Annotated in this window: 19 protein-coding genes; 7 read left to right on the top strand and 12 right to left on the bottom strand. The window is 72.6% G+C overall.

Translation table 11 applies throughout. The features are described from left to right. Positions 1-341: 341 nt before the first annotated feature. Complete coding sequence (locus ACH4F6_RS26745; protein WP_397962880.1) at positions 342-992, bottom strand: DNA-3-methyladenine glycosylase; 651 nt, start codon at positions 990-992, stop codon at positions 342-344. A gap of 147 nt (positions 993-1,139) precedes the next feature. On the opposite strand from ACH4F6_RS26745, the gene ACH4F6_RS26740 reads away from it, so the two are divergent. From ACH4F6_RS26740 to ACH4F6_RS26730, 3 genes are all read left to right on the top strand, one after another. Further along, positions 1,140-1,922 (top strand): sporulation protein, encoded by a 783-nt coding sequence (locus ACH4F6_RS26740; RefSeq protein ID WP_397962879.1) that lies wholly within the window; start codon positions 1,140-1,142, stop codon positions 1,920-1,922. 208 nt (positions 1,923-2,130) lie between these two features. Next, complete coding sequence (locus ACH4F6_RS26735; RefSeq protein ID WP_397962878.1) at positions 2,131-2,670, top strand: YbhB/YbcL family Raf kinase inhibitor-like protein; 540 nt, start codon at positions 2,131-2,133, stop codon at positions 2,668-2,670. A gap of 211 nt (positions 2,671-2,881) precedes the next feature. Further along, positions 2,882-3,388, top strand: a complete 507-nt coding sequence (locus ACH4F6_RS26730) for an HNH endonuclease (protein WP_397962877.1) — start codon at positions 2,882-2,884, stop codon at positions 3,386-3,388. A gap of 77 nt (positions 3,389-3,465) precedes the next feature. Here the strand turns inward: ACH4F6_RS26730 and ACH4F6_RS26725 are convergent, their stop codons facing one another. From ACH4F6_RS26725 to ACH4F6_RS26715, 3 genes are all read right to left on the bottom strand, one after another. Further along, on the bottom strand, positions 3,466-4,419 hold the full coding sequence (locus ACH4F6_RS26725; RefSeq protein WP_397962876.1) for an SPFH domain-containing protein: 954 nt from the start codon (positions 4,417-4,419) through the stop codon (positions 3,466-3,468). Positions 4,420-4,561: 142 nt separating this feature from the next. Further along, complete coding sequence (locus tag ACH4F6_RS26720) at positions 4,562-4,993, bottom strand: NfeD family protein (RefSeq protein ID WP_397962875.1); 432 nt, start codon at positions 4,991-4,993, stop codon at positions 4,562-4,564. Between the two features lie 54 nt (positions 4,994-5,047). Continuing rightward, complete coding sequence (locus ACH4F6_RS26715; RefSeq protein WP_397962874.1) at positions 5,048-5,845, bottom strand: ABC transporter ATP-binding protein; 798 nt, start codon at positions 5,843-5,845, stop codon at positions 5,048-5,050. A 154-nt stretch (positions 5,846-5,999) separates the two neighbouring features. Between ACH4F6_RS26715 and ACH4F6_RS26710 the strand changes: the two genes are divergently transcribed. Further along, positions 6,000-6,788: a hypothetical protein gene (locus tag ACH4F6_RS26710; protein ID WP_397962873.1), complete on the top strand. Its 789-nt coding sequence runs from the start codon at positions 6,000-6,002 to the stop codon at positions 6,786-6,788. A gap of 438 nt (positions 6,789-7,226) precedes the next feature. Here the strand turns inward: ACH4F6_RS26710 and ACH4F6_RS26705 are convergent, their stop codons facing one another. The 3 genes from ACH4F6_RS26705 to ACH4F6_RS26695 all read right to left on the bottom strand — a co-directional run bounded on the left by ACH4F6_RS26705 (position 7,227) and on the right by ACH4F6_RS26695 (position 9,430). Next, on the bottom strand, positions 7,227-7,472 hold the full coding sequence (locus ACH4F6_RS26705) for a chaplin (protein ID WP_397962872.1): 246 nt from the start codon (positions 7,470-7,472) through the stop codon (positions 7,227-7,229). Between the two features lie 178 nt (positions 7,473-7,650). Further along, a complete protein-coding gene (locus ACH4F6_RS26700) occupies positions 7,651-8,292 on the bottom strand; it encodes a response regulator (RefSeq protein WP_397962871.1) in 642 nt (213 codons plus the stop codon). Further along, positions 8,285-9,430: a GAF domain-containing sensor histidine kinase gene (locus ACH4F6_RS26695; RefSeq protein ID WP_397962870.1), complete on the bottom strand. Its 1,146-nt coding sequence runs from the start codon at positions 9,428-9,430 to the stop codon at positions 8,285-8,287. The genes ACH4F6_RS26700 and ACH4F6_RS26695 overlap by 8 nt, the downstream gene beginning before the upstream one ends. A gap of 572 nt (positions 9,431-10,002) precedes the next feature. On the opposite strand from ACH4F6_RS26695, the gene ACH4F6_RS26690 reads away from it, so the two are divergent. Then, positions 10,003-10,737 carry a transglycosylase SLT domain-containing protein gene (locus ACH4F6_RS26690; RefSeq protein ID WP_397962869.1) on the top strand — a complete coding sequence of 245 codons (735 nt, stop codon included), beginning with the start codon at positions 10,003-10,005 and terminating at the stop codon, positions 10,735-10,737. A gap of 72 nt (positions 10,738-10,809) precedes the next feature. Here ACH4F6_RS26690 and ACH4F6_RS26685 read toward each other — a convergent pair whose 3' ends face one another. After that, the gene (locus ACH4F6_RS26685) at positions 10,810-13,353 is read right to left on the bottom strand and encodes an FHA domain-containing protein (protein WP_397962868.1); all 2,544 of its coding nucleotides are present in this window, start codon (positions 13,351-13,353) and stop codon (positions 10,810-10,812) included. Between the two features lie 247 nt (positions 13,354-13,600). Between ACH4F6_RS26685 and ACH4F6_RS26680 the strand changes: the two genes are divergently transcribed. Beyond that, entirely contained in the window at positions 13,601-15,898 is a 2,298-nt protein-coding gene (locus ACH4F6_RS26680; protein ID WP_397962867.1) for a streptophobe family protein, read from the top strand. 152 nt (positions 15,899-16,050) lie between these two features. Next, complete coding sequence (gene serB / locus ACH4F6_RS26675) at positions 16,051-17,265, top strand: phosphoserine phosphatase SerB (protein WP_397962866.1); 1,215 nt, start codon at positions 16,051-16,053, stop codon at positions 17,263-17,265. Positions 17,266-17,413: 148 nt separating this feature from the next. Here serB and ACH4F6_RS26670 read toward each other — a convergent pair whose 3' ends face one another. The 4 genes from ACH4F6_RS26670 to ACH4F6_RS26655 form a co-directional block, all read right to left on the bottom strand. Then, positions 17,414-17,932 (bottom strand): SixA phosphatase family protein, encoded by a 519-nt coding sequence (locus tag ACH4F6_RS26670; RefSeq protein WP_397962865.1) that lies wholly within the window; start codon positions 17,930-17,932, stop codon positions 17,414-17,416. A gap of 106 nt (positions 17,933-18,038) precedes the next feature. Then, positions 18,039-18,242 carry a hypothetical protein gene (locus tag ACH4F6_RS26665; RefSeq protein WP_397962864.1) on the bottom strand — a complete coding sequence of 68 codons (204 nt, stop codon included), beginning with the start codon at positions 18,240-18,242 and terminating at the stop codon, positions 18,039-18,041. Positions 18,243-18,413: 171 nt separating this feature from the next. Continuing rightward, positions 18,414-18,530, bottom strand: a complete 117-nt coding sequence (locus ACH4F6_RS26660; RefSeq protein WP_397962863.1) for an SGM_5486 family transporter-associated protein — start codon at positions 18,528-18,530, stop codon at positions 18,414-18,416. Positions 18,531-18,573: 43 nt separating this feature from the next. Continuing rightward, on the bottom strand, positions 18,574-19,860 hold the full coding sequence (locus ACH4F6_RS26655) for a CynX/NimT family MFS transporter (protein WP_397962862.1): 1,287 nt from the start codon (positions 19,858-19,860) through the stop codon (positions 18,574-18,576). Positions 19,861-19,918: the final 58 nt, after the last annotated feature.

Raw genomic sequence — 19,918 nt, 5'->3', positions numbered from 1 at the left:
CCGATTTCCTCGGCGCTTTCCAGGTTCCCGCTTTTGACTCGCGGTTTCCTTTCCGGCGGTTCCGACTCTATCAGATCCTTTCGGGCCTGATTCCCGGTCGGCGGGTTTTGTCTGCCGGCTTCCGGCTTTCGCCTGTCGGCCTTTCGACATTCACTACGCTAGTCGATTGCCCCGGTAACTCATAATCGAGTTCCTGCGAGCCGAATTCGGGCATACGGACACGCCGAAATCTGTCCCGCTGCGGGATGTCGTAGATAGTGGGTTGGCCGCTTCCGGCTGCTGGCGAATGCCGTACCCGGGTCAAGCGGCTCGGGCTACGTTACGCCCCCGTCAAGGGCGAGTCAACTTCGACGGCGCCGGGGGACGTGGGCCCGGTAGGGGCTCACGGTCGGGTCGTCGGCCACCCAGTAGCGCCAGGGATGGACGTCTCCGTTGCCTCCCTCGCCGGCGACGCCGGTGCGCGGGCCGTTGCGCACCTGGTCGGGAGGGACGGGGGTGCCGGTCAGTACGCGCAGCGGGGTCTCGCCGGGGGTGCAGGCGTCCGTGCCGTCGAGGGCCCGGTCCACGTCCAGGGCGGTGGCCAGGCGGGCCGGGCCTTTGGCCAGTTCCTTGTCGTTGCGGGCCGAGAGCCGGCGGGTGCGGGCCAGCTCGGCGCCCTCGATCACTTCGCCGGCGCGGAGCAGGACCGCGCTCGCGTGGCCGTCCGGGCCGCAGACCAGGTTCATGCAGTGCCACATGCCGTAGGTGAAGTAGACGTACACGTGTCCGGGGGGACCGAACATCACGCTGGTGCGGGCCGTGCGTCCGCGGTAGGCGTGGGATCCGGGGTCGTTCGGACCGTCGTAGGCCTCGACCTCCGTGAGGCGCAGGGTGATCGGACCGTCCGGCGTGTCGCGGACGAGGAGGCGGCCGAGGAGGTCGGGGGCCACTTCCAGGACAGGGCGGTCGAAGAAGGACCGGGGCAGGGGCGTACGGTCGGGGGTCGCGATCATGCCCTCCGAGCGTAATGCAGACGGGTGAGTGCGTCCGGGTGGCCGGCGGGCACCCGACTCGCCGGGGCGTGTCGGCGGAACCGGTCGCGGCCGGATCGCGTTGGTAGGGATCAGGGATCCCGTCGTAGAGGTCGTAGAGGGAGAGTCATGGCGTTCAAGAAGCTGCTCGCGAGTCTCGGGGCCGGTGGGGCTTCGGTCGAGACGGTGCTGACCGAGGTCAACGTCGTCCCGGGCGGCGTCGTCCAGGGTGAGGTGCGGATCCAGGGCGGGTCCGTGAACCAGCAGATCGAGGGGCTGTCGGTCGGGCTCCAGGCCAAGGTCGAGGTCGAGAGCGGCGACCAGGAGTACCGGCAGGACATCGAGTTCACCAAGCTGCGGCTCGGCGGGGCGTTCGAGCTGCAGGCGAACGCGGTGCACGCGGTGCCGTTCGGTCTGGAGATCCCGTGGGAGACGCCGGTCACGATGATCGACGGGCAGGCGCTGCGCGGGATGAACATCGGGGTGAGCACCGAGCTGGAGATCGCGCGGGCCGTGGACTCCGGCGACCTCGACGCGATCAACGTGCACCCGCTGCCGGCGCAGAAGGCGATCCTGGACGCCTTCATCCAGCTCGGCTTCCGTTTCAAGAGCGCCGACATGGAGCGCGGCCACATCCGGGGGACGCGGCAGAAGCTGCCGTTCTACCAGGAGATCGAGTTCTTCCCGCCGGCGCAGTACCGGGGGCTGAACCAGGTCGAGCTGAGCTTCGTGGCCGACGCGCACGCGATGGACGTCGTGCTGGAGATGGACAAGAAGCCGGGGCTGTTCAGCGAGGGCAGTGACACCTTCCGGTCGTTCCAGGTGGGGCTGAACGACTACCAGGGGACCGACTGGGTGGCGTACCTCAACCAGTGGCTGTCCGAGGTCGGCAGCAAGCGCAACTGGTTCTAGTACCGCCTGGCCGACCGGAGTACCGGGACCGCGGAGAGGGTCCGGGCGCCTTGGGCGCTGCGGGCCCTCTCCGCGTTCGTCGCCCGCCGGTGTCGGCGCCCGCGGCGCGTGACCGTTCTCCGGCGCGGCGTGCGCGCCACCGTGGGTGACGCCGTGTTGGCCGTAGGCTCGCTGGTGATCTCTTTCCGACCGATCAGGAGGTATCGAGGTGACCGAGCTGAAGAGGCGGCCGCTGCCCCACGACTTCCATCCGCCGGTGCCGTCGTTCACGGTCACGAGCGAGGACGTGCAGGAGGGTGCGACGCTCAGGAGCGCTCAGGTCCACGCGGAGGGGAACACCTCGCCGCAGCTGCGGTGGGAGGGGTTCCCGCCGGAGACCAAGAGCTTCGCCGTGACCTGCTACGACCCGGACGCGCCCACCGGCAGCGGGTTCTGGCACTGGGTGCTGTTCGACATCCCGGCGGAGGTGACCGAGCTGCCGGCGGGTGCGGGCGGCGGCGGGTTCGAGGGGTTGCCGGAGGGTGCCGTGCACGCGCGCAACGACTACGGGTCGAAGGACTTCGGGGGTGCCGCGCCGCCGCCCGGGGACGGGCCGCACCGGTACGTGTTCACGGTGTACGCCGTGGACCAGGCGAAGCTGGGCCCGGACTCCGACGCCTCGCCGGCCGCCGTCGGGTTCAATCTGCGGTTCCACACGATCGCGCGGGCGCAGCTGATCGGTGAGTACGAGAACCCCGCGCGGGGCTGAAGCGGTGGGCTGAGCAAGCTCATCGTTCGCCCAACGTTTGCCCGCTCCTGGTCTTGGAAGTGATCAGGGGCGGGCATTTTTGTTGCCGGGGGTCGCGGGGGTCACCCCTCGTGGGAGCAGCAGATATTGCGTTGTCCATCTCGGCGTGCCCGGCCAGAGTTGACCCCAGCCCGCCAGGGGGTGGGCCGGTGCGCACGGGAGGTGGGCTGGTATGCGGGACACGCTGGTGCTGAACGCGAGCTTCGAGCCGCTGTCGACGGTGACGTTGAACCGAGCCGTCGTTCTGGTGCTTCAGGACAAGGCCGTCGTCGAGCAGGCCCACCCCGAACTGCGCATGCGCGGAGCCGCGGTCGACATACCGGCGCCCCGGGTGATCAGGCTGTGCCGGTACGTACGGGTGCCCTTCCGAAGACAAGCGCCGTGGTCGCGGCGGGGTGTGCTGGTCAGGGACGGGCACCGGTGCGCTTACTGCGGCCGCCGGGCGACCACGGTGGACCACGTGGTGCCTCGGGCTCAGGGCGGTCAGGACTCCTGGCTCAACACGGTCGCCTCGTGCGCGGAGGACAACCACCGCAAGGCGGACCGGACTCCGGAGCAGGCGGGGATGCCGCTGCTGCGGCAGCCGTTCGAGCCGACTCCGCAGGACGCGATGCTGCTGGCTCTGGGTCAGGAGGACCTGGCGGCGCTGCCGGAGTGGCTCGGCGTCGACGCCGCGTAGCGGGACCTCACATCGACATGACGGTGCCCGCGTTCCCTCCGCTGCGGAGGGGGCGCGGGCACCGTCGTGTCGTGCCGTCAGTCGATCGACGGCTTCTCCCGGCGTTCCGGGATCTTCTTCTCGGTGCCGCCGCCGTTCGAGCCGGAACCGCCGCCCATGGCACCGAAGTTGCCCATGGCTCCGGAGAGGCCCTTGAGGGCGTCGCCGATTTCGCTGGGGACGATCCAGAGCTTGTTGGCGTCGCCCTCGGCGATCTTCGGGAGCATCTGGAGGTACTGGTAGGAGAGGAGCTTCTGGTCCGGGTCGCCGGCGTGGATCGCCTCGAAGACCGTACGGACCGCCTGGGCCTCGCCCTCGGCGCGCAGGGCGGCGGCCTTGGCCTCGCCCTCGGCCTTGAGGATGGCGGACTGCTTCTCGCCTTCGGCGGTGAGGATCGCGGCCTGGCGCGTGCCTTCCGCGGTGAGGATCGCGGCGCGCTTGTCACGGTCGGCGCGCATCTGCTTCTCCATCGAGTCCTGGATGGAGGTCGGCGGCTCGATCGCCTTGAGCTCGACGCGGTTGACGCGGATGCCCCACTTGCCGGTGGCCTCGTCGAGGACGCCGCGCAGTGCCGCGTTGATCTCCTCGCGGGAGGTCAGGGTGCGTTCGAGGTCCATGCCGCCGATGATGTTGCGGAGCGTGGTGACGGTGAGCTGCTCGATCGCCTGGATGTAGCTGGCGACCTCGTACGTGGCGGCGCGGGCGTCGGTCACCTGGTAGTAGATGACGGTGTCGATGTTGACGACCAGGTTGTCCTGGGTGATCACCGGCTGCGGCGGGAACGGCACGACCTGTTCCCGCAGGTCGATGCGGTTGCGGATGGTGTCGATGAACGGGACGACGATGTTGAGGCCCGCGTTGAGCGTGCGGGTGTAGCGGCCGAAGCGCTCCACGATGGCGGCGCTGGCCTGTGGGATGACCTGGATCGTCTTGATCAGGGCGATGAAGACCAACACCACCAGAATGATCAATACGATGATGACCGGTTCCATCGTGCTCCCCGTACCCTTCTCCGCCTCGGCGCTTTCGGAAGATCTTATGGGCTTTCGAAGATCTTGCTGGTCGAGTCTGACAGACCGTCGTGTGGCTCGTGGTGTGTTCGGTTGACTTGCGGCATGCGGGAGTTGTGCCGGGTCAGATGACGATCGCCGTGGCCCCCTCGATGTCCACGACGTCCACTTCCTGGCCCACCTCGTAGGTGCGGTCGGTGTCGAGGGAGCGGGCGGACCAGACCTCGCCGGCGAGCTTGATGCGTCCGCCGGCCCCGTCGACGCGCTCCAGAACGACGGCCTGCTTGCCCTTCAACGCGTCCACTCCGGTGGCGAGTCGGGGGCGCTGCGCGCTGTGCCGGGCCGCGATGGGCCGTACGACGGCGATGAGGGCGACCGAGACGGCGACGAAGACGAGCACTTGGGCGACGGTGCCCAGGCCGAAGCCCGCGGCGACGGCGGCCGCGACGGCGCCGACCGCGAGCATGCCGAACTCCGGCATCGCGGTCACCACGAGCGGGATTCCGAGCGCTGCCGCGCCGACGAGCCACCACACCCACGCGTCTATGTCGTTCACGCGCTCATGGTAGGACCGCGGGTCCGCCGCCGACAGGGCGCGAAAGGGGGGCGGTCAGGACAGGGGCAGGCCCTGGGCGGTCCAGCGGTCGCCGACCTGTTCCACGACGAGGGGGAGGCCGAAGCAGTGGGAGAGGTTGCGGGAGGTGAGCTCGAGCTCGACCGGGCCCGCGGCGAGGACCTTGCCCTGACGGATCATGAGGACGTGGGTGAAGCCGGGGGCGATCTCCTCGACGTGGTGCGTCACCATGATCATCGAGGGGGCGATGGGGTCGCGGGCGAGACGGCCGAGCCGGCGGACGAGGTCCTCGCGGCCGCCGAGGTCCAGGCCGGCGGCGGGCTCGTCCAGGAGCAGCAGCTCGGGGTCGGTCATCAGGGCGCGGGCGATGAGGGTGCGCTTGCGCTCGCCCTCGGAGAGGGTGCCGAACCTGCGGTCGAGGTAGTCGCTCATGCCGAGGCGGTCGAGGAAGGCGCGGGCGCGCTGCTCGTCGACGGCCTCGTACTCCTCCTGCCAGCCGGCCGTCATGCCGTAGGCGGCGGTCAGGACGGTCTGCAGGACCGTCTGGCGCTTGGGGAGCTTGTCGGCCATGGCGATGCCGGCCACGCCGATGCGGGGGCGCAGCTCGAAGACGTCGGTGCCGGGCTTGCCGAGGGTCTCGCCGAGGATGGTGGCGGTGCCCTTGCTGGGGTAGAGGTAGCTGGACGCGACGTTCAGCAGGGTCGTCTTGCCGGCTCCGTTCGGACCGAGGATGACCCAGCGCTCGCCCTCCTTGACCGACCAGGAGACCTGGTCCACCAGAGCCCGGCCCTCGCGGACCACGGATACGTCCTGAAGCTCCAGAACATCGCTCATGAGCGCGTTGTCTCCCCTTGCAGTGTGGCCGGACTCGGTCGTCGCGTACGCCTGTGGCTCGGACCGCCGCGCGCGGGTGGGCGCGGCCCTCCAGGAAAATCTACGCCACCGGCCGGGGCGGCCGTCCCATCGGTCCGGTCCTTAGGGTGGAGGCATGCTCTCGGAACCGCGCTCTGGTCGCCTCGCCGCTTGGGGAAACTCCCTTTTCGCCGGACTTGTCTCTCCTGACGAGGCCGTCCTCGCCGTCGTCGGTGAGGACGCCGTCCACCGGGTGGAGGGACTGCCCGGCGAGACCGCCGCCGTCGGGCTGACGCTCGCGTTGGGGCGGCTGCGGGCGCTGGGGGTGAGGGGGCTGCGGGTGGCGCTGCCCGCGCCCGGGCATCCGCTGGGGCTGAGCGGGCCGCCGGTGTTCAACGCGCGGGCGCTGGAGGCGGAGGAGGCGGTGGTGTGTCACGGGGCCGCGCTGGGGCTGGTGCCCGAGGTGTCCGAGGCCGGGCCCGGGGGCGACGTGCACGTCGAGGTGGTGTGGCACTGCCTCGCGGTGCGGGAGGCGCCGCCGGCGGACGTGCCGTCGCTGGGTGAGGCGGAGCGGGAGCTGGCGGAGGCCTTGCGGGAGGCCACGGCGGTGCTGTCGCGGTTGGACGTGGCGGCGTCGGGGCCGGTGGCCGAGGCGGCGATCGACGCGTACCGGGCGCGGGCCGAGCGGGGGCGGGAGGTGCTGGCGCCGGGGTATCCGCCGCGGGCGGTGCGGGTGCTGGAGCTGGCGCAGCGGGTGGGGTTGTTGATCTCCCTCGCCCTGGAGAGGGGGCACGGGGGTGCGGTGAGTGCGTCGGAGATGGCGGCTCGGGGGGAGGCGTTGCGGCCGGTGGAGCGGACGGCTCGGCGGGCGCAGGTGGCTGCGTACAACGCGTATGTGGAGGAGTTGGAGCGGGGGGTGCGGTGAGGGGGCTGCGGGGCGGGTGGGCGAGGTGGGCGCCGGCTGAGCGGTGGGGGTGCGCTGCGAGGAAGGTCGGCGAGGTGAGCGCCGGCCGAGTGGTGGGGGTGCGCTGCGAGGAAGGTCGGCGAGGTGAGCGCCGGCCGAGTGGTGGGGGTGCGCTGCGAGGAAGGTCGGCGAGGTGGGCGCCGGCTGAGCGGTGGGCGGGGTCGGTGCCGGGGGGTGGGTGCGCGGCCCGGCGCTTGCGGGGTGCTGCCTGCGCCCACCCGTGCCGCCCCAGGCGGCACGCATGCCCGCAGCCTGGCGGCGGGGTGGCTCGGCGCAGGCGGCAGTGACGACTGCCCGTGCGGCACGCAGGGGTGCGGCTCGGCGGGGGTGGGGTGAGGCGGGAGCGGCCTCCTCCGGGGCGGGCCGGGGGAGGCCGGTGGCGCTGGGGGCGGGCAGGGTTCAGCTGTTGAGGCCCGTGTTGCCGAAGGCCGGGTTCAGCACGCCGACGACGTCGACGCTGTTGCCGACGACGTTGACCGGGATGTGCACCGGGGCCTGGACGACGTTGCCCGAGACGACGCCCGGCGAGCCCTTGGCCGCGCCGTGGGCCGTGGCGCCGTCGGCGGCGGAGGCCAGGCCGGCGCCCGCGGCCACCAGCCCGCCGGCCACCATCGTCACGGCCGCTGCCTTCTTCAGGTTCTTCACGTTCTGAGTCCTCCTGACGATGGCCGCGGCAGTCGCCGCGGCACGCACGGGAGAACGCCGGTCACGCGAAGAGGATGCGCCATCCGGGGGACATTCCCACGACAGTATGAATCTCGGATCGGAAGGGACGCCTCCGATTCCGCGCCCCGGGCTGCCGCACAGTGCGCCGGAGCACGTTTCAGCCGGCCACGCCGTGGCGTACGGCCCACAGGGCGGCCTGGGTGCGGTCGGCGAGGTCGAGCTTCATCAGGATGTTCGAGACGTGGGTCTTGACGGTCTTCTCGGAGAGGACCAGGGCGCGGGCGATCTCCCGGTTGGAGCGCCCGTCCGCTATCAGCCCCAGGACCTCGCGCTCCCGCTCCGTGAGCGAACCGCCCCTGCCCTGGCCGGAGTTGCCCTCCTCCTGGGAGAGGAGGGCGCCGGCGACCTCCGGCTGGAGCAGGATGTGGCCGGCGTGGACCGAGCGGATGGCGCCCGCCAGGGCGTCGGGATCCACGTCCTTGTAGACGTACCCGGCGGCGCCGGCGCGCAGGGCCGGGACGACGGTGCGCTGTTCGGTGAAGCTGGTGACGATCAGCACGCGCGCGGGGTTGTCGAGCTCGCGGAGCTTGCGCAGGGCGTCGACGCCGTCCATGCCGGGCATCTTGACGTCCATCAGGACGACGTCGGGCCGGAGCTCCTCGGCGCGGGCGACTCCCCCGGCGCCGTCGGAGGCCTCGCCGACGACCTCGATGTCGTCCTGCACCTCCAGGAAGGTGCGCAGGCCACGGCGGACGACCTGGTGGTCGTCGACGAGCAGCACCTTGATTGGGTCAGCCACCGGGGGCCTCCATCTCGATCGTGGTGCCCTTGCCGGGCGCCGATTGCACCGTCAGGCCGCCGCCGATCCCGCTCGCCCGGTCCCGCATGGACACCAGCCCGAGGTGGCGGCCGGCCCTGCGGACGGCCGTGGGGTCGAAGCCGCGGCCGTCGTCCGTGACGCGCAGGAGCGCGCCGGTGCCGCGCTTGTGGAGGGTCACGTCGACGTGCTCCGCGCCGGAGTGCCGCAGCGCGTTGTGCAGGGCCTCCTGGGCGACGCGCAGCAGGGCCTCCTCCTGGGCGGCCGGCAGGGCGCGGACGCCGTGGCTGGTGAAGCTCACGCGCGCGGAGTGGGCACGGTCGAGGACCTGTATCTGGGTGCGCAGGGTGGCGACGAGGCCGTCCTCGTCGAGGGCCGCGGGCCGCAGCTCCACCACGGCGGCGCGCAGCTCGTCGGCGGCCTCCGCGGCGAGCGCGGCGACCTGCTGGAGCTCCCCCTTGGCGCGGGAGGGGTCGCGGTCGACGAGGGCGGCGGCGGCCTGGGCGGTCAGTCGCAGGGAGAACAGCTTCTGGCTGACCGCGTCGTGCAGCTCGTGGGCCAGCCGGGAACGCTCCTCGGCGATGGTCAGCTCGCGGCTGCGCTCGTACAGGCGGGCGTTGGTGAGGGCGATCGCGGCGTGCTGGGCGAGGATGGCGAGGAGCTCCTCGTCGTCCGGGGTGAAGCCGCAGCTCCCTTCGGGCTTCGGGCAGTTCTTGTTCGCCAGGAACAGGGCGCCGATGACCTCGTCGCCGTCGCGGATGGGCAGGCCCAGGAAGTCGGACATCTCCGGGTGGGCGGACGGCCAGCCCTCGAAGCGCGGGTCCTTGCGGACGTCGGCGAGGCGCTCGGGCCCGGCCTCGTGGAGCATCGCGGCCAGGATGCCGTGCTGGCGGGGCAGGGGGCCGATGGCCTTCCACTGCTCCTCGCTGACGCCGTCGACGACGAACTGGGCGAAGCCTCCGTGGTCGTCGGGGACGCCGAGCGCCGCGTACCGCGCGTCGAGCAGCTCGCGGGCCGAGGCCACGATCGTCTTGAGGACGTCGCGCACCTCGAGGTGCCTGCTCATGGCCAGCAGCGCGGAGCTCACGGCGGCGAGGCCGGACCGGGGGCCTTGACTCATGCCCTCACCGTACCGGCGGGGTGTGACGGCCGGGATCGGACCTGTGGCGCAGCGGAGCGGGGCGGAAGACCTAGGACCCGGCACGGGGCGTGGAGCGAGGTGTGCCGGCGCGGGTGCGGGGCCGGGTCGGGTGCGGGGCGCCGCCGGGGGCCCGGCGCGGGGCTTCGGGCGGGACGCCGTGCGGGCGCCGCCGACGGCACGGCTCGCGGACGCACGCCCCCGGCGCCCGGAGGAAGGCCCTCACGCAGAGCATTGCTCGAGCAACTCGGCGTGAGAACGATCGAGGACCCATGTGAGCCCGCGCATAGGGTGCACATCACCTACGAAGACCAATAGGAGGCAAAAGGGGCGTGTTGAACGGGACTGATGGGGCGGTCTGTCCTATTTTGCCCTTACCTGATCCACTACCGAGGATCGTACGTCACACCTTTGCCACCCATTTTTGCGGCCGCTAACAATGGCTGCCGTCGCTCAGCGCCGTGGGTTCTCCCCCGCGGCGTTCGTGCCGAAAGCACCGGTGTCCGCCGTCGGACAAAGAGCGACCTCCGCGCTACACGAAGAGGTCCTTCCCCATGCCCAAGAACACTCACAAGATCGCGATCGCCGGTGTCACCACGCTCGGTGCCGCCGCCCTCGCCTTCTCCGTGGTGCCGGCTGACGCGCAGACGACCACGACGGAAGCCGTGCCCACGTCCCGTGTCGCCTACAGCTCCGTGCAGGTGAAGGACCTCAAGACCAGCGTGACCGACCAGATGGCCGGTGCCAGCCTGAAGGTGGAGGCCATCGCGGCCAAGAAGAAGGCCGCGGCCGACGCCGTCGCCGCGAAGAAGGCGGCCGCCGAGGCCGCCGCCCACAAGAAGGCCGCGGCCGTCGCCGCGAAGAAGAAGGCCGCCGCCCGCAAGGCTCTCGCCGAGCGCCGGGCCGAGGAGACCGCGAGCCGCGCCGTGGAGCGCGTCGCGTTCAAGAAGGCGGCCGTCAAGAGCTACCCGAACAACCTCGACGGCTGGATCCGCGAGTCGCTGTCCATCATGGCGAAGCACGGCATCCCCGGCTCCTACGAGGGCATCCACCGCAACGTCATGCGGGAGTCGTCCGGCAACCCGATGGCCATCAACGACTGGGACATCAACGCCATCAACGGCATCCCGTCGAAGGGCCTGCTCCAGGTCATCCCGCCGACCTTCAAGGCCTACCACGTCCCCGGCACGTCCTGGAACATCTACGACCCGGTCGCCAACATCACCGCCGCCTGCAACTACGCGGCCGACCGCTACGGCTCCATGGACAACGTCAACAGCGCGTACTGAGCCCCGCGCACACGCCGAAGGGCGGCGCCCCGGTCGGGGCGCCGCCCTTCGGCGTCGTACGGACGAGCGCGACTACTTCCGCATGACCTCGGGCTCGTGGCGGCGCAGGAAGCGGGCCACGAAGAAGCCGCAGACCACGCCGAGGACGATCAGGGCGGCCATGTCCAGGCCCCAGGCGCCGAGGGTGTGCTCCCACAGCGGGTCGTTGTCGGCGCCCTTCTCGGGCGGGCTGATCTTGTTGAAGTCCAGCGTGGCGCCCGCGGCGGCGACCGCCCAGCGCGACGGCATCAGGTACGAGACCTGGTTGGCGCCGATCGAGCCGTTCAGGGCGAACAGGCAGCCCGTGAACACGACCTGGACGATGGCGAACATGACCAGCAGCGGCATGGTCTTCTCGGCCGTCTTCACCAGCGAGGAGATGACCAGGCCGAACATCATCGAGGTGAAGCCCAGCCCCATGATCGGCAGGCAGAGCTCCAGCAGCGGGGCGCCGCCGAGGACCAGGCCCTCCTCCGGGATCTCGCGGCTGGCGAAGCCGATGACGCCGACCAGCAGGCCCTGGAACACGGTGATCAGGCCGAGCACGAACACCTTGGACATCAGGTAGGCGGAACGGGACAGGCCGGTCGCGCGCTCCCGCTCGTAGATCACCCGTTCCTTGATCAGCTCACGGACGGAGTTCGCCGCGCCCGAGAAGCAGGCGCCGACGGCGAGGAGCAGCAGGACGGTGCTGGCCGTGCCGTTGGGGACGATCCGGCCGCTCTGCGGGTTGACCCCGTTGGGCAGCAGGCCCCGGTCGGGGTCGATGAGCAGGCTCACCGCGCCGATCACGGCCGGCAGGATCACCATCAGGCCCAGGAAGCCCTTGTCGGAGACGATCACCGACGCGTAGCGGCGCACCAGCGTGACGAACTGCGACATCCAGCCCTGCGGCTTGGGCGGCTTCATCGCCTGCATCGGCGGCATCTGTACGGACTGCGGCGCGATGGCGTCGATGTCCGCGGCGTACATCTGGTAGTGCTGCGAGCCCTTCCAGCGGCCCGCCCAGTCGTAGTCGCGGTAGTTCTCGAAGGCGGAGAAGACGTCGGCCCAGCTGTCGTAGCCGAAGAAGTTCAGCGCCTCCTCCGGCGGGCCGAAGTACGCGACCGCGCCGCCCGGAGCCATCACCAGCAGCTTGTCGCACAGGGCGAGCTCGGCGACGGAGTGGGTGACGACGAGGACCGTGCGGCCGTCGTCGGCGAGGCCGCGCAGCAGCTGCATGACGTCGCGGTCCATGCCCGGGTCGAGGCCGGAGGTCGGCTCGTCCAGGAAGATCAGCGACGGCTTGGTGAGCAGCTCCAGGGCCACGGAGACGCGCTTGCGCTGGCCGCCGGAGAGGGAGGTGACCTTCTTCTCCTTGTGGATGTCCAGCTTGAGCTCGCGCAGCACCTCGTCGATGCGGGCCTCGCGCTCGGCGGCCGTGGTGTCGGCGGGGAAGCGGAGCTTGGCCGCGTACTTCAGGGCCTTCTTGACGGTCAGCTCCTTGTGCAGGATGTCGTCCTGCGGGACCAGACCGATGCGCTGGCGCAGTTCGGCGAACTGCTTGTACAGGTTGCGGTTGTCGTAGAGGACGTCGCCCTGGTTGGCGGGGCGGTAGCCGGTCAGCGCCTTGAGCAGCGTCGACTTGCCGGAACCGGACGGTCCGATGACCGCGATCAGCGACTTCTCCGGGACGCCGAAGGAGACGTCCTTGAGGATCTGCTTGCCGCCGTCGACCGTGACGGTCAGGTGGCGGGCGGAGAAGGAGACCTCACCGGTGTCGACGAACTCCTCGAGGCGGTCGCCGACGATCCGGAACGTCGAGTGACCGACGCCGACGATGTCGGCCGGGCCGAGCAGCTGCGAGCCGCCCTTGGCGATCGGCTGGCCGTTGACGTACGTGCCGTTGTGCGAGCCGAGGTCGCGGATCTCCATGCGGCCGTCGGGCGTCGAGTGGAACTCGGCGTGGTTGCGGGAGACCTGGAGGTCGGAGACGACCAGGTCGTTCTCCAGGGCACGGCCGATGCGCATGACGCGGCCGAGGGAGAACTGGTGGAACGTGGTCGGGCTGCGGTCGCCGTGGACCGGCGGCGCCCCCGCGCCGACGCCGGGCCCCTGCTGCTGCGGAACCCTCGCCACGGGCGGCTGCGGCTGCTGCCAGCCGGCCTGCGGGGCCTGGGCGGCCTGCGGCTGCGGCTGCGGCGCCTGCTGGGCCCAGCCGGGGTTCGCGCCCTGCGCGGCGTACGGCTGCTGCTGCGGCTGGGCGGCGGGGGCGGGCCCGGCCGCTCCGGCGCCGGCCGCGGCCGCGGCCGCGGAGAGGTTCAGGCGCGGTCCGTCGGTCGCGTTGCCGAGGTGCACCGCCGAACCGGGGCCGAGCTCCACGTGGTTGACCCGCCGGCCCTGCGCGAACGTGCCGTTGGTGCTGCCGTGGTCCTCCAGGACCCAGCCGCGGCCGTTGAAGCTGACCGTGGCGTGACGCCAGGAGACCCTGGCGTCGTCGAGGACGATGTCCCCCTGCGGATCGCGTCCCAGGGTGTAGGCCCTGGACGGATCGAGCGTCCAGGTGCGTCCGTTCAATTCCAGTACGAGTTCCGGCACTCCATGCCCCACTGAGTAGTCCCCCGAGTTACCCCCGTCACAGGGAGTCTAGGGATGTCGAACATCGTCGGGAACTATTTCAGGCGCGGCCCCCTGACCGAAAGTCGGGCCTCACCGAGACCGCGTGCGGACTCATCTCCCGTTGGCGTTGACGGGGTTGAAACCGGACCGGAGAGTGGTAAAAGCACGCGAGGGGGGACGGAAGCGGCGATCTTCGTCGCTCCGCGTCGCGGATCGGGGGGTCTGCATGAGCGCCGGCACGGATGTCGAGGCCTTCGGAAGCGCGGAGCGCGGCGGGGGCGTGCCCTGGGCGGACGTGCTGCTGTCCGCGATCGCCGCGGTGAGCTGGGCGTTGATCGCAATGGCGGGGACCGCGGCCCTCGGGCTGCACCTGCTGGAGGCGGACGGCGCGGGCTCGCTGGGCCCGATGACGGCGGCCGTCGTGGCGCTCGCGGCGGGTGGTTCGGTCACGCCGTCGGGCGACGTGTCGGCCTTCGGTCTCACGGGCGCGCAGGCCGCCACCGCCGTCGAGATCACGCCACTGGGTGTGAGCCTGGTCGGGGCGCTGCTGCTGTCGTGGTTCTTCCTGCGGTCCCTGCGCACGGCCGGAGTCGTCGTCGCGCCGGCCGAACTCCTCGCGCGCGCGGGCTCGGTCGTCGCGCTGTTCGTGGCGACGCTGGGCGGGCTGGCCTGGGCCGGGCACGACGTCATCACGATCGACGGCGGGTCGCTGGGAGCGGACGACCTGCCCGGCGGTGGCGGTGGCGGCGTCGAGATCCCGGGACTGGGCGGTCTCGGGGACGTCGGCGGGCTGCTGCCGGACCGGATCGGGGATCTGGTGGACGCGCAGGCGGCCGTCGGCTTCAGCGTGGACACGGCCGCGACGCTGCTCGGCGGGCTGGGCTGGTCGGCCGGGGTTCTGCTGATCGCCCTGCTGGCCTCGCGCCGTACGCCGCTGCCGCGCGGGTGGGAGGCCGTGCACCGGGCGGTGCGGCCCGCCGTGTCCGCCGTCGTCACGGTGCTGCTGGTGGCCGTCGCGGCCGGGTTCGCCGCGGCCGCGTACGCGGCGATCGGGGACGACCATCCGAAGCGGATCGCGGGAGCGGCACTGCTCGGCGCGCCGAACGGGGTCTGGCTCGGCGTCGGCATCGGCCTGTTCGTGCCGTGGGACGGCCGGGCGACGGGCGCCCTGACCGGCGTGCTGCCCGATCCGCTGGACCGGTTGCTGAGCGGCGGGACCGACCGGCCGGTGACGCTGGGGCGGCTGGCCGAACTCGACGACCGGGTGTGGCTGTTGGGGGTGGCGGCGGCCGTGATGACGCTGCTGGCGGGGGTGTTGGTGGGCGTGCGGACGCCCTTCGGCGGGGTACGGGACCCGGGCGTCGCCGGCTTCGCGGGGCGCTGCGCGCTGCGGCTGGGGATCGTGACCGCGGTGAGCCTGCCGTCGCTCGCCCGGCTGACCGACGTGTCCGTGGACGCCTCCCTGTCCGTGCTCGGCTTCGACGCGTTCGGCGCCGGCCTCGACCTGCACGGGCACCTCGGCACGGCGTTGCTGCTCGGCGCCGCGTGGGGTGCGGGGGCGGGCGCCGCCGGCGCGCTGCTCGCGTGCGCGACCGGGGCGGCGGGAGGACAGGCCGCGCGGTTGGCACGGGGTGACACGGAGGCGGGGATGGCGGGGAGTGCGGGGGTGTCGGGGAGCGCGGGGGGAGCCGGGGTCGGGGGGTCGCGGTACGGGGAGAACCGGCGGGGCGTGGCGGGGGTTTCGGGGGCCGGGCCCTCGGGGGCGGGGGCTTCGGGGGTTCGGGCTTCAGGGGCAGGGGCCTCGGGGGCGGAGGCCGGACGCGCTTCGCACGCGAGCGGGTGGGGGGCGGTGGCCGGGGGCGAGGGACCGGCGGGCGGGGGGCACCGGGACGGCCTGCGCGCGTCGGCGGGGGCTTCCGGGGAGTCGGCCGGGTCGGGAGCTCCGGCGGCGGGGGCCGCGGGGACGGCGGCCGGGCGTCCGGCGTCCGGCGACGACCGGTCCGGGCCGTACGCGCCGAGTGCGCCGTACCGGCCGCCGAACCCGGCGACCAATCCCTATCTGCGGGTGCCGGACGAACTGCGGGAGCCCGAGGACGCGCGGCCGGGGGGCGGAGGCCGGGGGCGGGGGACCCGGCCTCCGGAAGACGGACGGGGGCGCGGGGAGGCACCGCCAGGCGGTGACCGGCCGGGACGGGCCGGGCCGCGTGGCGGGCCGGGGCCGGGCGGGGACGGATCGGGCGGGGACGGGCCGGGCGGCAGGTCGCCCGCGGGCCCTCAGCCGCCCGAGCGCTCCGCCCCGGACGCGGCCGAGCGGGGCCCGGACGGGCCGCCGGCCCTCGGGGACCTGTACGACGCCCCGACCATGGTGCGACCGCTCGGCCCGCCGCCCGGGCCGCCGCGGCGGCCCGCCGGGCCCGCGGGCTCCGGGGAACGGCCGGCGCGGTCCGCCGAGGACGGACCGCCGCCCCCTCCTCCCCCGCCTCCGGCCGCACCCCCGCCGGACCGGCCGAAGCGGCCCCGCTGAGCCGTCCGGCCGTACCCTGGGAGCGACGACGGCCGGCGCCGCCGTGGTCCCGCCGCACGGTTCGCGCCGGACGGACGTGACCTCGTGTTCCGTGTCCGTCAGGCGGACCTCGGAGGCGGTCGGCACTGGGTGCCGGATACGGTGGGTGCACCATGAGCGCTGAGCAGACCTCGCCGACCGATGTGCCCACTCTCCTTGTCAAGATCTTCGGCAAGGACAGGCCGGGCATCACGGCCGGCCTCTTCGACACCCTCGCCGCCTACTCCGTCGACGTCGTCGACATCGAGCAGGTCGTCACCCGGGGCCGCATGGTGCTGTGCGCGCTCGTGACCGAGCCGCCGCGCGGGCTGGAGGGGGACCTGCGGTCGACCGTCCACAGCTGGGCGGAGTCGATGAAGATGCAGGCGGAGATCATCTCCGGTCTCGGGGACAACCGCCCGCGCGGCCTCGGCCGCTCCCTCGTCACCGTGCTCGGCCACCCGCTGACCGCGGAGGCCACGGCCGCCGTCGCCGCCAAGATCACCAAGGTGGGCGGCAACATCGACCGTATCTTCCGGCTCGCCAAGTACCCCGTCACGGCCGTCGAGTTCGCCGTCTCCGGCGTGGAGACGGAACCGCTGCGCACCGCCCTGGCCACCGACGCGGCCGCGCTCGGCGTCGACGTCGCCGTCGTGGCCGCGGGCCTGCACCGGCGGGCCCAGCGGCTCGTCGTCATGGACGTCGACTCCACGCTCATCCAGGACGAGGTGATCGAGCTCTTCGCCGCCCACGCCGGCTGCGAGGACGAGGTCGCCGAGGTGACCGCCGCGGCGATGCGGGGTGAGCTGGACTTCGAGCAGTCGCTGCACGCGCGCGTGGCGCTGCTGGAGGGGCTGGACGCCTCGGTCGTGGAGAAGGTGCGCGCGGAGGTGCGGCTGACGCCGGGTGCGCGCACCCTCATCCGGACGCTGAAGCGGCTGGGCTACCAGGTGGGTGTCGTCTCCGGCGGCTTCACCCAGGTCACCGACGACCTCAAGGAACGGCTGGGGCTGGACTTCGCCCAGGCCAACACGCTGGAGATCGTCGACGGGAAGCTGACGGGCCGGGTCACCGGGGAGATCGTGGACCGCGCGGGCAAGGCGCGGCTGCTGCGCCGGTTCGCCGCCGAGGCGGGCGTGCCGCTGTCGCAGACGGTGGCGATCGGCGACGGCGCCAATGACCTGGACATGCTCAACGCGGCCGGTCTGGGCGTCGCCTTCAACGCCAAGCCCGTCGTGCGCGAGGCGGCGCACACCGCGGTGAACGTGCCGTTCCTGGACACCGTCCTGTATCTGCTGGGCGTCACCCGCGAAGAGGTCGAGGCGGCGGACACCCACGACGAGCAGTAGCCGCCGGGGCGTCGTCGGCGGGGCCCCGGCCGGACTGCCGTCGGCGCCGGGCCGGCGTCGACGGCAGTCGGGCGCGCGAGTGACGGGGCCCGGCGCCCTCGCGGCGCCGGGCCCTCCCGCACACCCGGGGGTGCGGCCCGCCGGAGGGCTACTCGGACGGCGTCCAGTAGTCGAGCAGGGTGCCCACGCCCGGCTCCAGGGACTTCCAGGAGCCGTCGAAGGAGACGACGGCGAAGGCGGCGGCCGGGAAGCCCCGGCGGTTCATCCGCTCGCCAGCGTCCCCCTCGGACGAGCCGGAGAGCACGTCGGCGAGGCCGTGGATGCCCGGGTTGTGGCCGACGAGGAGGACCGTGCGCACGTCGTCCGGGGTCTCGTTGAGCAGGGCGATCAGCTCGCCCGGCGAGGCCTCGTAGATCCGCTCCTCGTAGACGGTTTTCGGCCGCTGCGGGAACTCATGGACGGCGAGCTTCCACGTCTCGCGGGTACGGGTCGCGGTGGAGCACAGGGTCAGGTCGATGGGGATGCCGGAGTCGGCCAGCCTGCGTCCGGCGACGGCCGCGTCCTGGCGGCCCCGCTCAGCGAGCGGCCGCTCATGGTCGTTCACTTGGGGCCAGTCGGCTTTCGCATGCCGGAAGAGGACGATCCTGCGGGGTTCTGCGACGCTCATGGCTCCCAGCTTCGCACGAAACAGGCCACGGGGCGCAGGGAGTTGACATGGGCCTTCACCGGCGGACCCGGGGGTGAAGGGTGTGCCCGGGGCGTGATCGGCACGGCTAGCGCGCGAGCAGGTCCCGCACGCGCTCGACGAGGTGCGTGATCATCGGGTCGTCGGCGGCCGCGTGGGCGTCGGACGGGTTCAGTATGAGCGCGAGCAGGGTGACGAAGGCGAGCGTCGGGAGGGCGAGGGCCCACCAGGGCAGCCGGGTGACGCCGCCCGTGGCGACCGGGTGGGGCCGGGTGTGCGTAGGGGCCGGCATGGGTGCCTCCGCTGGTCTTCGAGTCGTCCGTGGTCCGCCTCGCGCGGTCACGGTTCGAAGGTACGGATCGGGCGGCCCCCGTCCCATCCGGTGATCCACCCACTTGACCCTGACCCTGGCCCCCTAGGGGACAGGGGGGTTAGCCCCACCCCCCACGGACGGGCCGGGGCGTCAGGGAGAGGCGATCGTCGCGATGACGGCGATGATCACGAAGATGAGGAGGAACGAGCCGAAGACGATCAGCATCTTCTTCTGGCCGTTCGGGGGATTCGGGTCGAGCACGGGCATGCGCCCAGTCTCGCACCCGGGGCGGCGAGCGGTGCGCCCGGGGTCAGCGCGCGGCCTCGTCCTCCACGGTGCGGTCCCGGCCGGCCAGCACGCCCACGACCATCTGGGGGATCATCAGCGCGCCCATCAGCGCGAGCGGCAGGCCCCAGCCCCCGCTGTGCTGGTAGAGCACGCCCACCAGGAGCGGGCCCGGGATGGAGATCAGGTAGCCGGTGCTCTGCGCGAAGGCCGACAGCTGCGCCACGCCGGCCCCGGTCCGGGCCCGCATGCCGACCATGGTGAGGGCCAGCGGGAAGGCGCAGTTGGAGACGCCGAGCAGCACCGCCCAGGCCCAGGCGCCGCCGGCGGGCGCGAGGTAGAGGCCGGCGTATCCGGCCAGTCCGCAGACGCCGAGCGCCAGCACGATCGGCCCCTGGTGGGGCAGCCGGGCCGCCACGCGCGGGATGACGAAGGCGAGGGGCACCCCCATCACCATCGTGACGGCGAGGAGCAGGCCCGCCGTGCTCGCGGCCACGCCCGCGTCCCGGAAGATCTGCGCCATCCAGCCCATGGTGATGTAGGCGGCCGTGGCCTGGAGCCCGAAGAAGACGGCGAGCGCCCAGGCGGTGCGGCTGCGGGTGACGCGCAGCCGCACCGGCGTCCTCGCGGGCGCGGAGGCCTCGGCGGCGGGCGCCGTCTCCCGCTTGCGCACCTGCGGCAGCCACGGCAGCACGGCGGCCGCCGCCAGCCCCGCCCAGACGGCGAGCCCCGACTGCCAGCCGCCGCCCAGGGCCTCGGTCACGGGCACGGTGATCGCGGCGGCGGCCGAGGTGCCGAGGGCGAGGGCCATCGAGTACAGGCCGGTCATGGAGCCGACCCGGTCCGGGAACCAGCTCTTGACGATGACCGGCATCAGGACGTTGCTGACGGCGATGCCCATGAGGGCGAGCGCGCTGGCGGCCAGGAACCCCGCCGTGCTCGCGGCGTACGGCCGTATCAGCAGGCCCGCGGCGATGGCGGCCATGCCCGCGCAGACCACCGCGCCCGGCCCGAACCGGCGGGCGAGGCGGGGGGCCGTGACGCCGAAGACGGCGAAGCAGAGCGGGGGCACGGAGGTGAGCAGGCCGGCCACGCTGCCGCTCATGCCGAGGCCGTCGCGGACCTCCTCGAGGAGGGCGCCGAGGCTGGTGATGGCCGGGCGGAGGTTGAGGGCGGACAGCACGATCGCGGCCACGAGCATCCGAGCCGCCCACGTGCGCGCGGGCGCCCGCGGGGGCTCGTCCGCCACCGGGGTGCGCAGGTCCGGGGGCGTCGTCGTCCGGGTTTCCTCACCAGCCATGCCGTCCATCATAGAATCATGGGATGATTGGCTGTCCACCCTCGGGGCCCACCTCCCCGCCCCGCCCGTG

Origin of the sequence: Streptomyces sp. NPDC017936 (genome assembly GCF_044328485.1) — a bacterium.
Lineage (GTDB): Bacteria > Actinomycetota > Actinomycetes > Streptomycetales > Streptomycetaceae > Streptomyces.
This window is presented reverse-complemented; position numbering and strand designations above follow the sequence as displayed.

What these genes read in the sequence shown, in the direction of transcription:
- ACH4F6_RS26745 (WP_397962880.1), bottom strand. Translation starts at nt 992, where the DNA reads ATGATCGCGACCCCCGACCGTACGCCCCTGCCCCGGTCCTTCTTCGAC.
- ACH4F6_RS26740 (WP_397962879.1), top strand. Translation starts at nt 1,140, where the DNA reads ATGGCGTTCAAGAAGCTGCTCGCGAGTCTCGGGGCCGGTGGGGCTTCG.
- ACH4F6_RS26730 (WP_397962877.1), top strand. Translation starts at nt 2,882, where the DNA reads ATGCGGGACACGCTGGTGCTGAACGCGAGCTTCGAGCCGCTGTCGACG.
- ACH4F6_RS26725 (WP_397962876.1), bottom strand. Translation starts at nt 4,419, where the DNA reads ATGGAACCGGTCATCATCGTATTGATCATTCTGGTGGTGTTGGTCTTC.
- ACH4F6_RS26715 (WP_397962874.1), bottom strand. Translation starts at nt 5,845, where the DNA reads ATGAGCGATGTTCTGGAGCTTCAGGACGTATCCGTGGTCCGCGAGGGC.
- ACH4F6_RS26710 (WP_397962873.1), top strand. Translation starts at nt 6,000, where the DNA reads ATGCTCTCGGAACCGCGCTCTGGTCGCCTCGCCGCTTGGGGAAACTCC.
- ACH4F6_RS26695 (WP_397962870.1), bottom strand. Translation starts at nt 9,430, where the DNA reads ATGAGTCAAGGCCCCCGGTCCGGCCTCGCCGCCGTGAGCTCCGCGCTG.
- ACH4F6_RS26690 (WP_397962869.1), top strand. Translation starts at nt 10,003, where the DNA reads ATGCCCAAGAACACTCACAAGATCGCGATCGCCGGTGTCACCACGCTC.
- ACH4F6_RS26680 (WP_397962867.1), top strand. Translation starts at nt 13,601, where the DNA reads ATGAGCGCCGGCACGGATGTCGAGGCCTTCGGAAGCGCGGAGCGCGGC.
- serB (WP_397962866.1), top strand. Translation starts at nt 16,051, where the DNA reads ATGAGCGCTGAGCAGACCTCGCCGACCGATGTGCCCACTCTCCTTGTC.
- ACH4F6_RS26670 (WP_397962865.1), bottom strand. Translation starts at nt 17,932, where the DNA reads ATGAGCGTCGCAGAACCCCGCAGGATCGTCCTCTTCCGGCATGCGAAA.
- ACH4F6_RS26665 (WP_397962864.1), bottom strand. Translation starts at nt 18,242, where the DNA reads ATGCCGGCCCCTACGCACACCCGGCCCCACCCGGTCGCCACGGGCGGC.
- ACH4F6_RS26660 (WP_397962863.1), bottom strand. Translation starts at nt 18,530, where the DNA reads ATGCCCGTGCTCGACCCGAATCCCCCGAACGGCCAGAAGAAGATGCTG.
- ACH4F6_RS26655 (WP_397962862.1), bottom strand. Translation starts at nt 19,860, where the DNA reads ATGATGGACGGCATGGCTGGTGAGGAAACCCGGACGACGACGCCCCCG.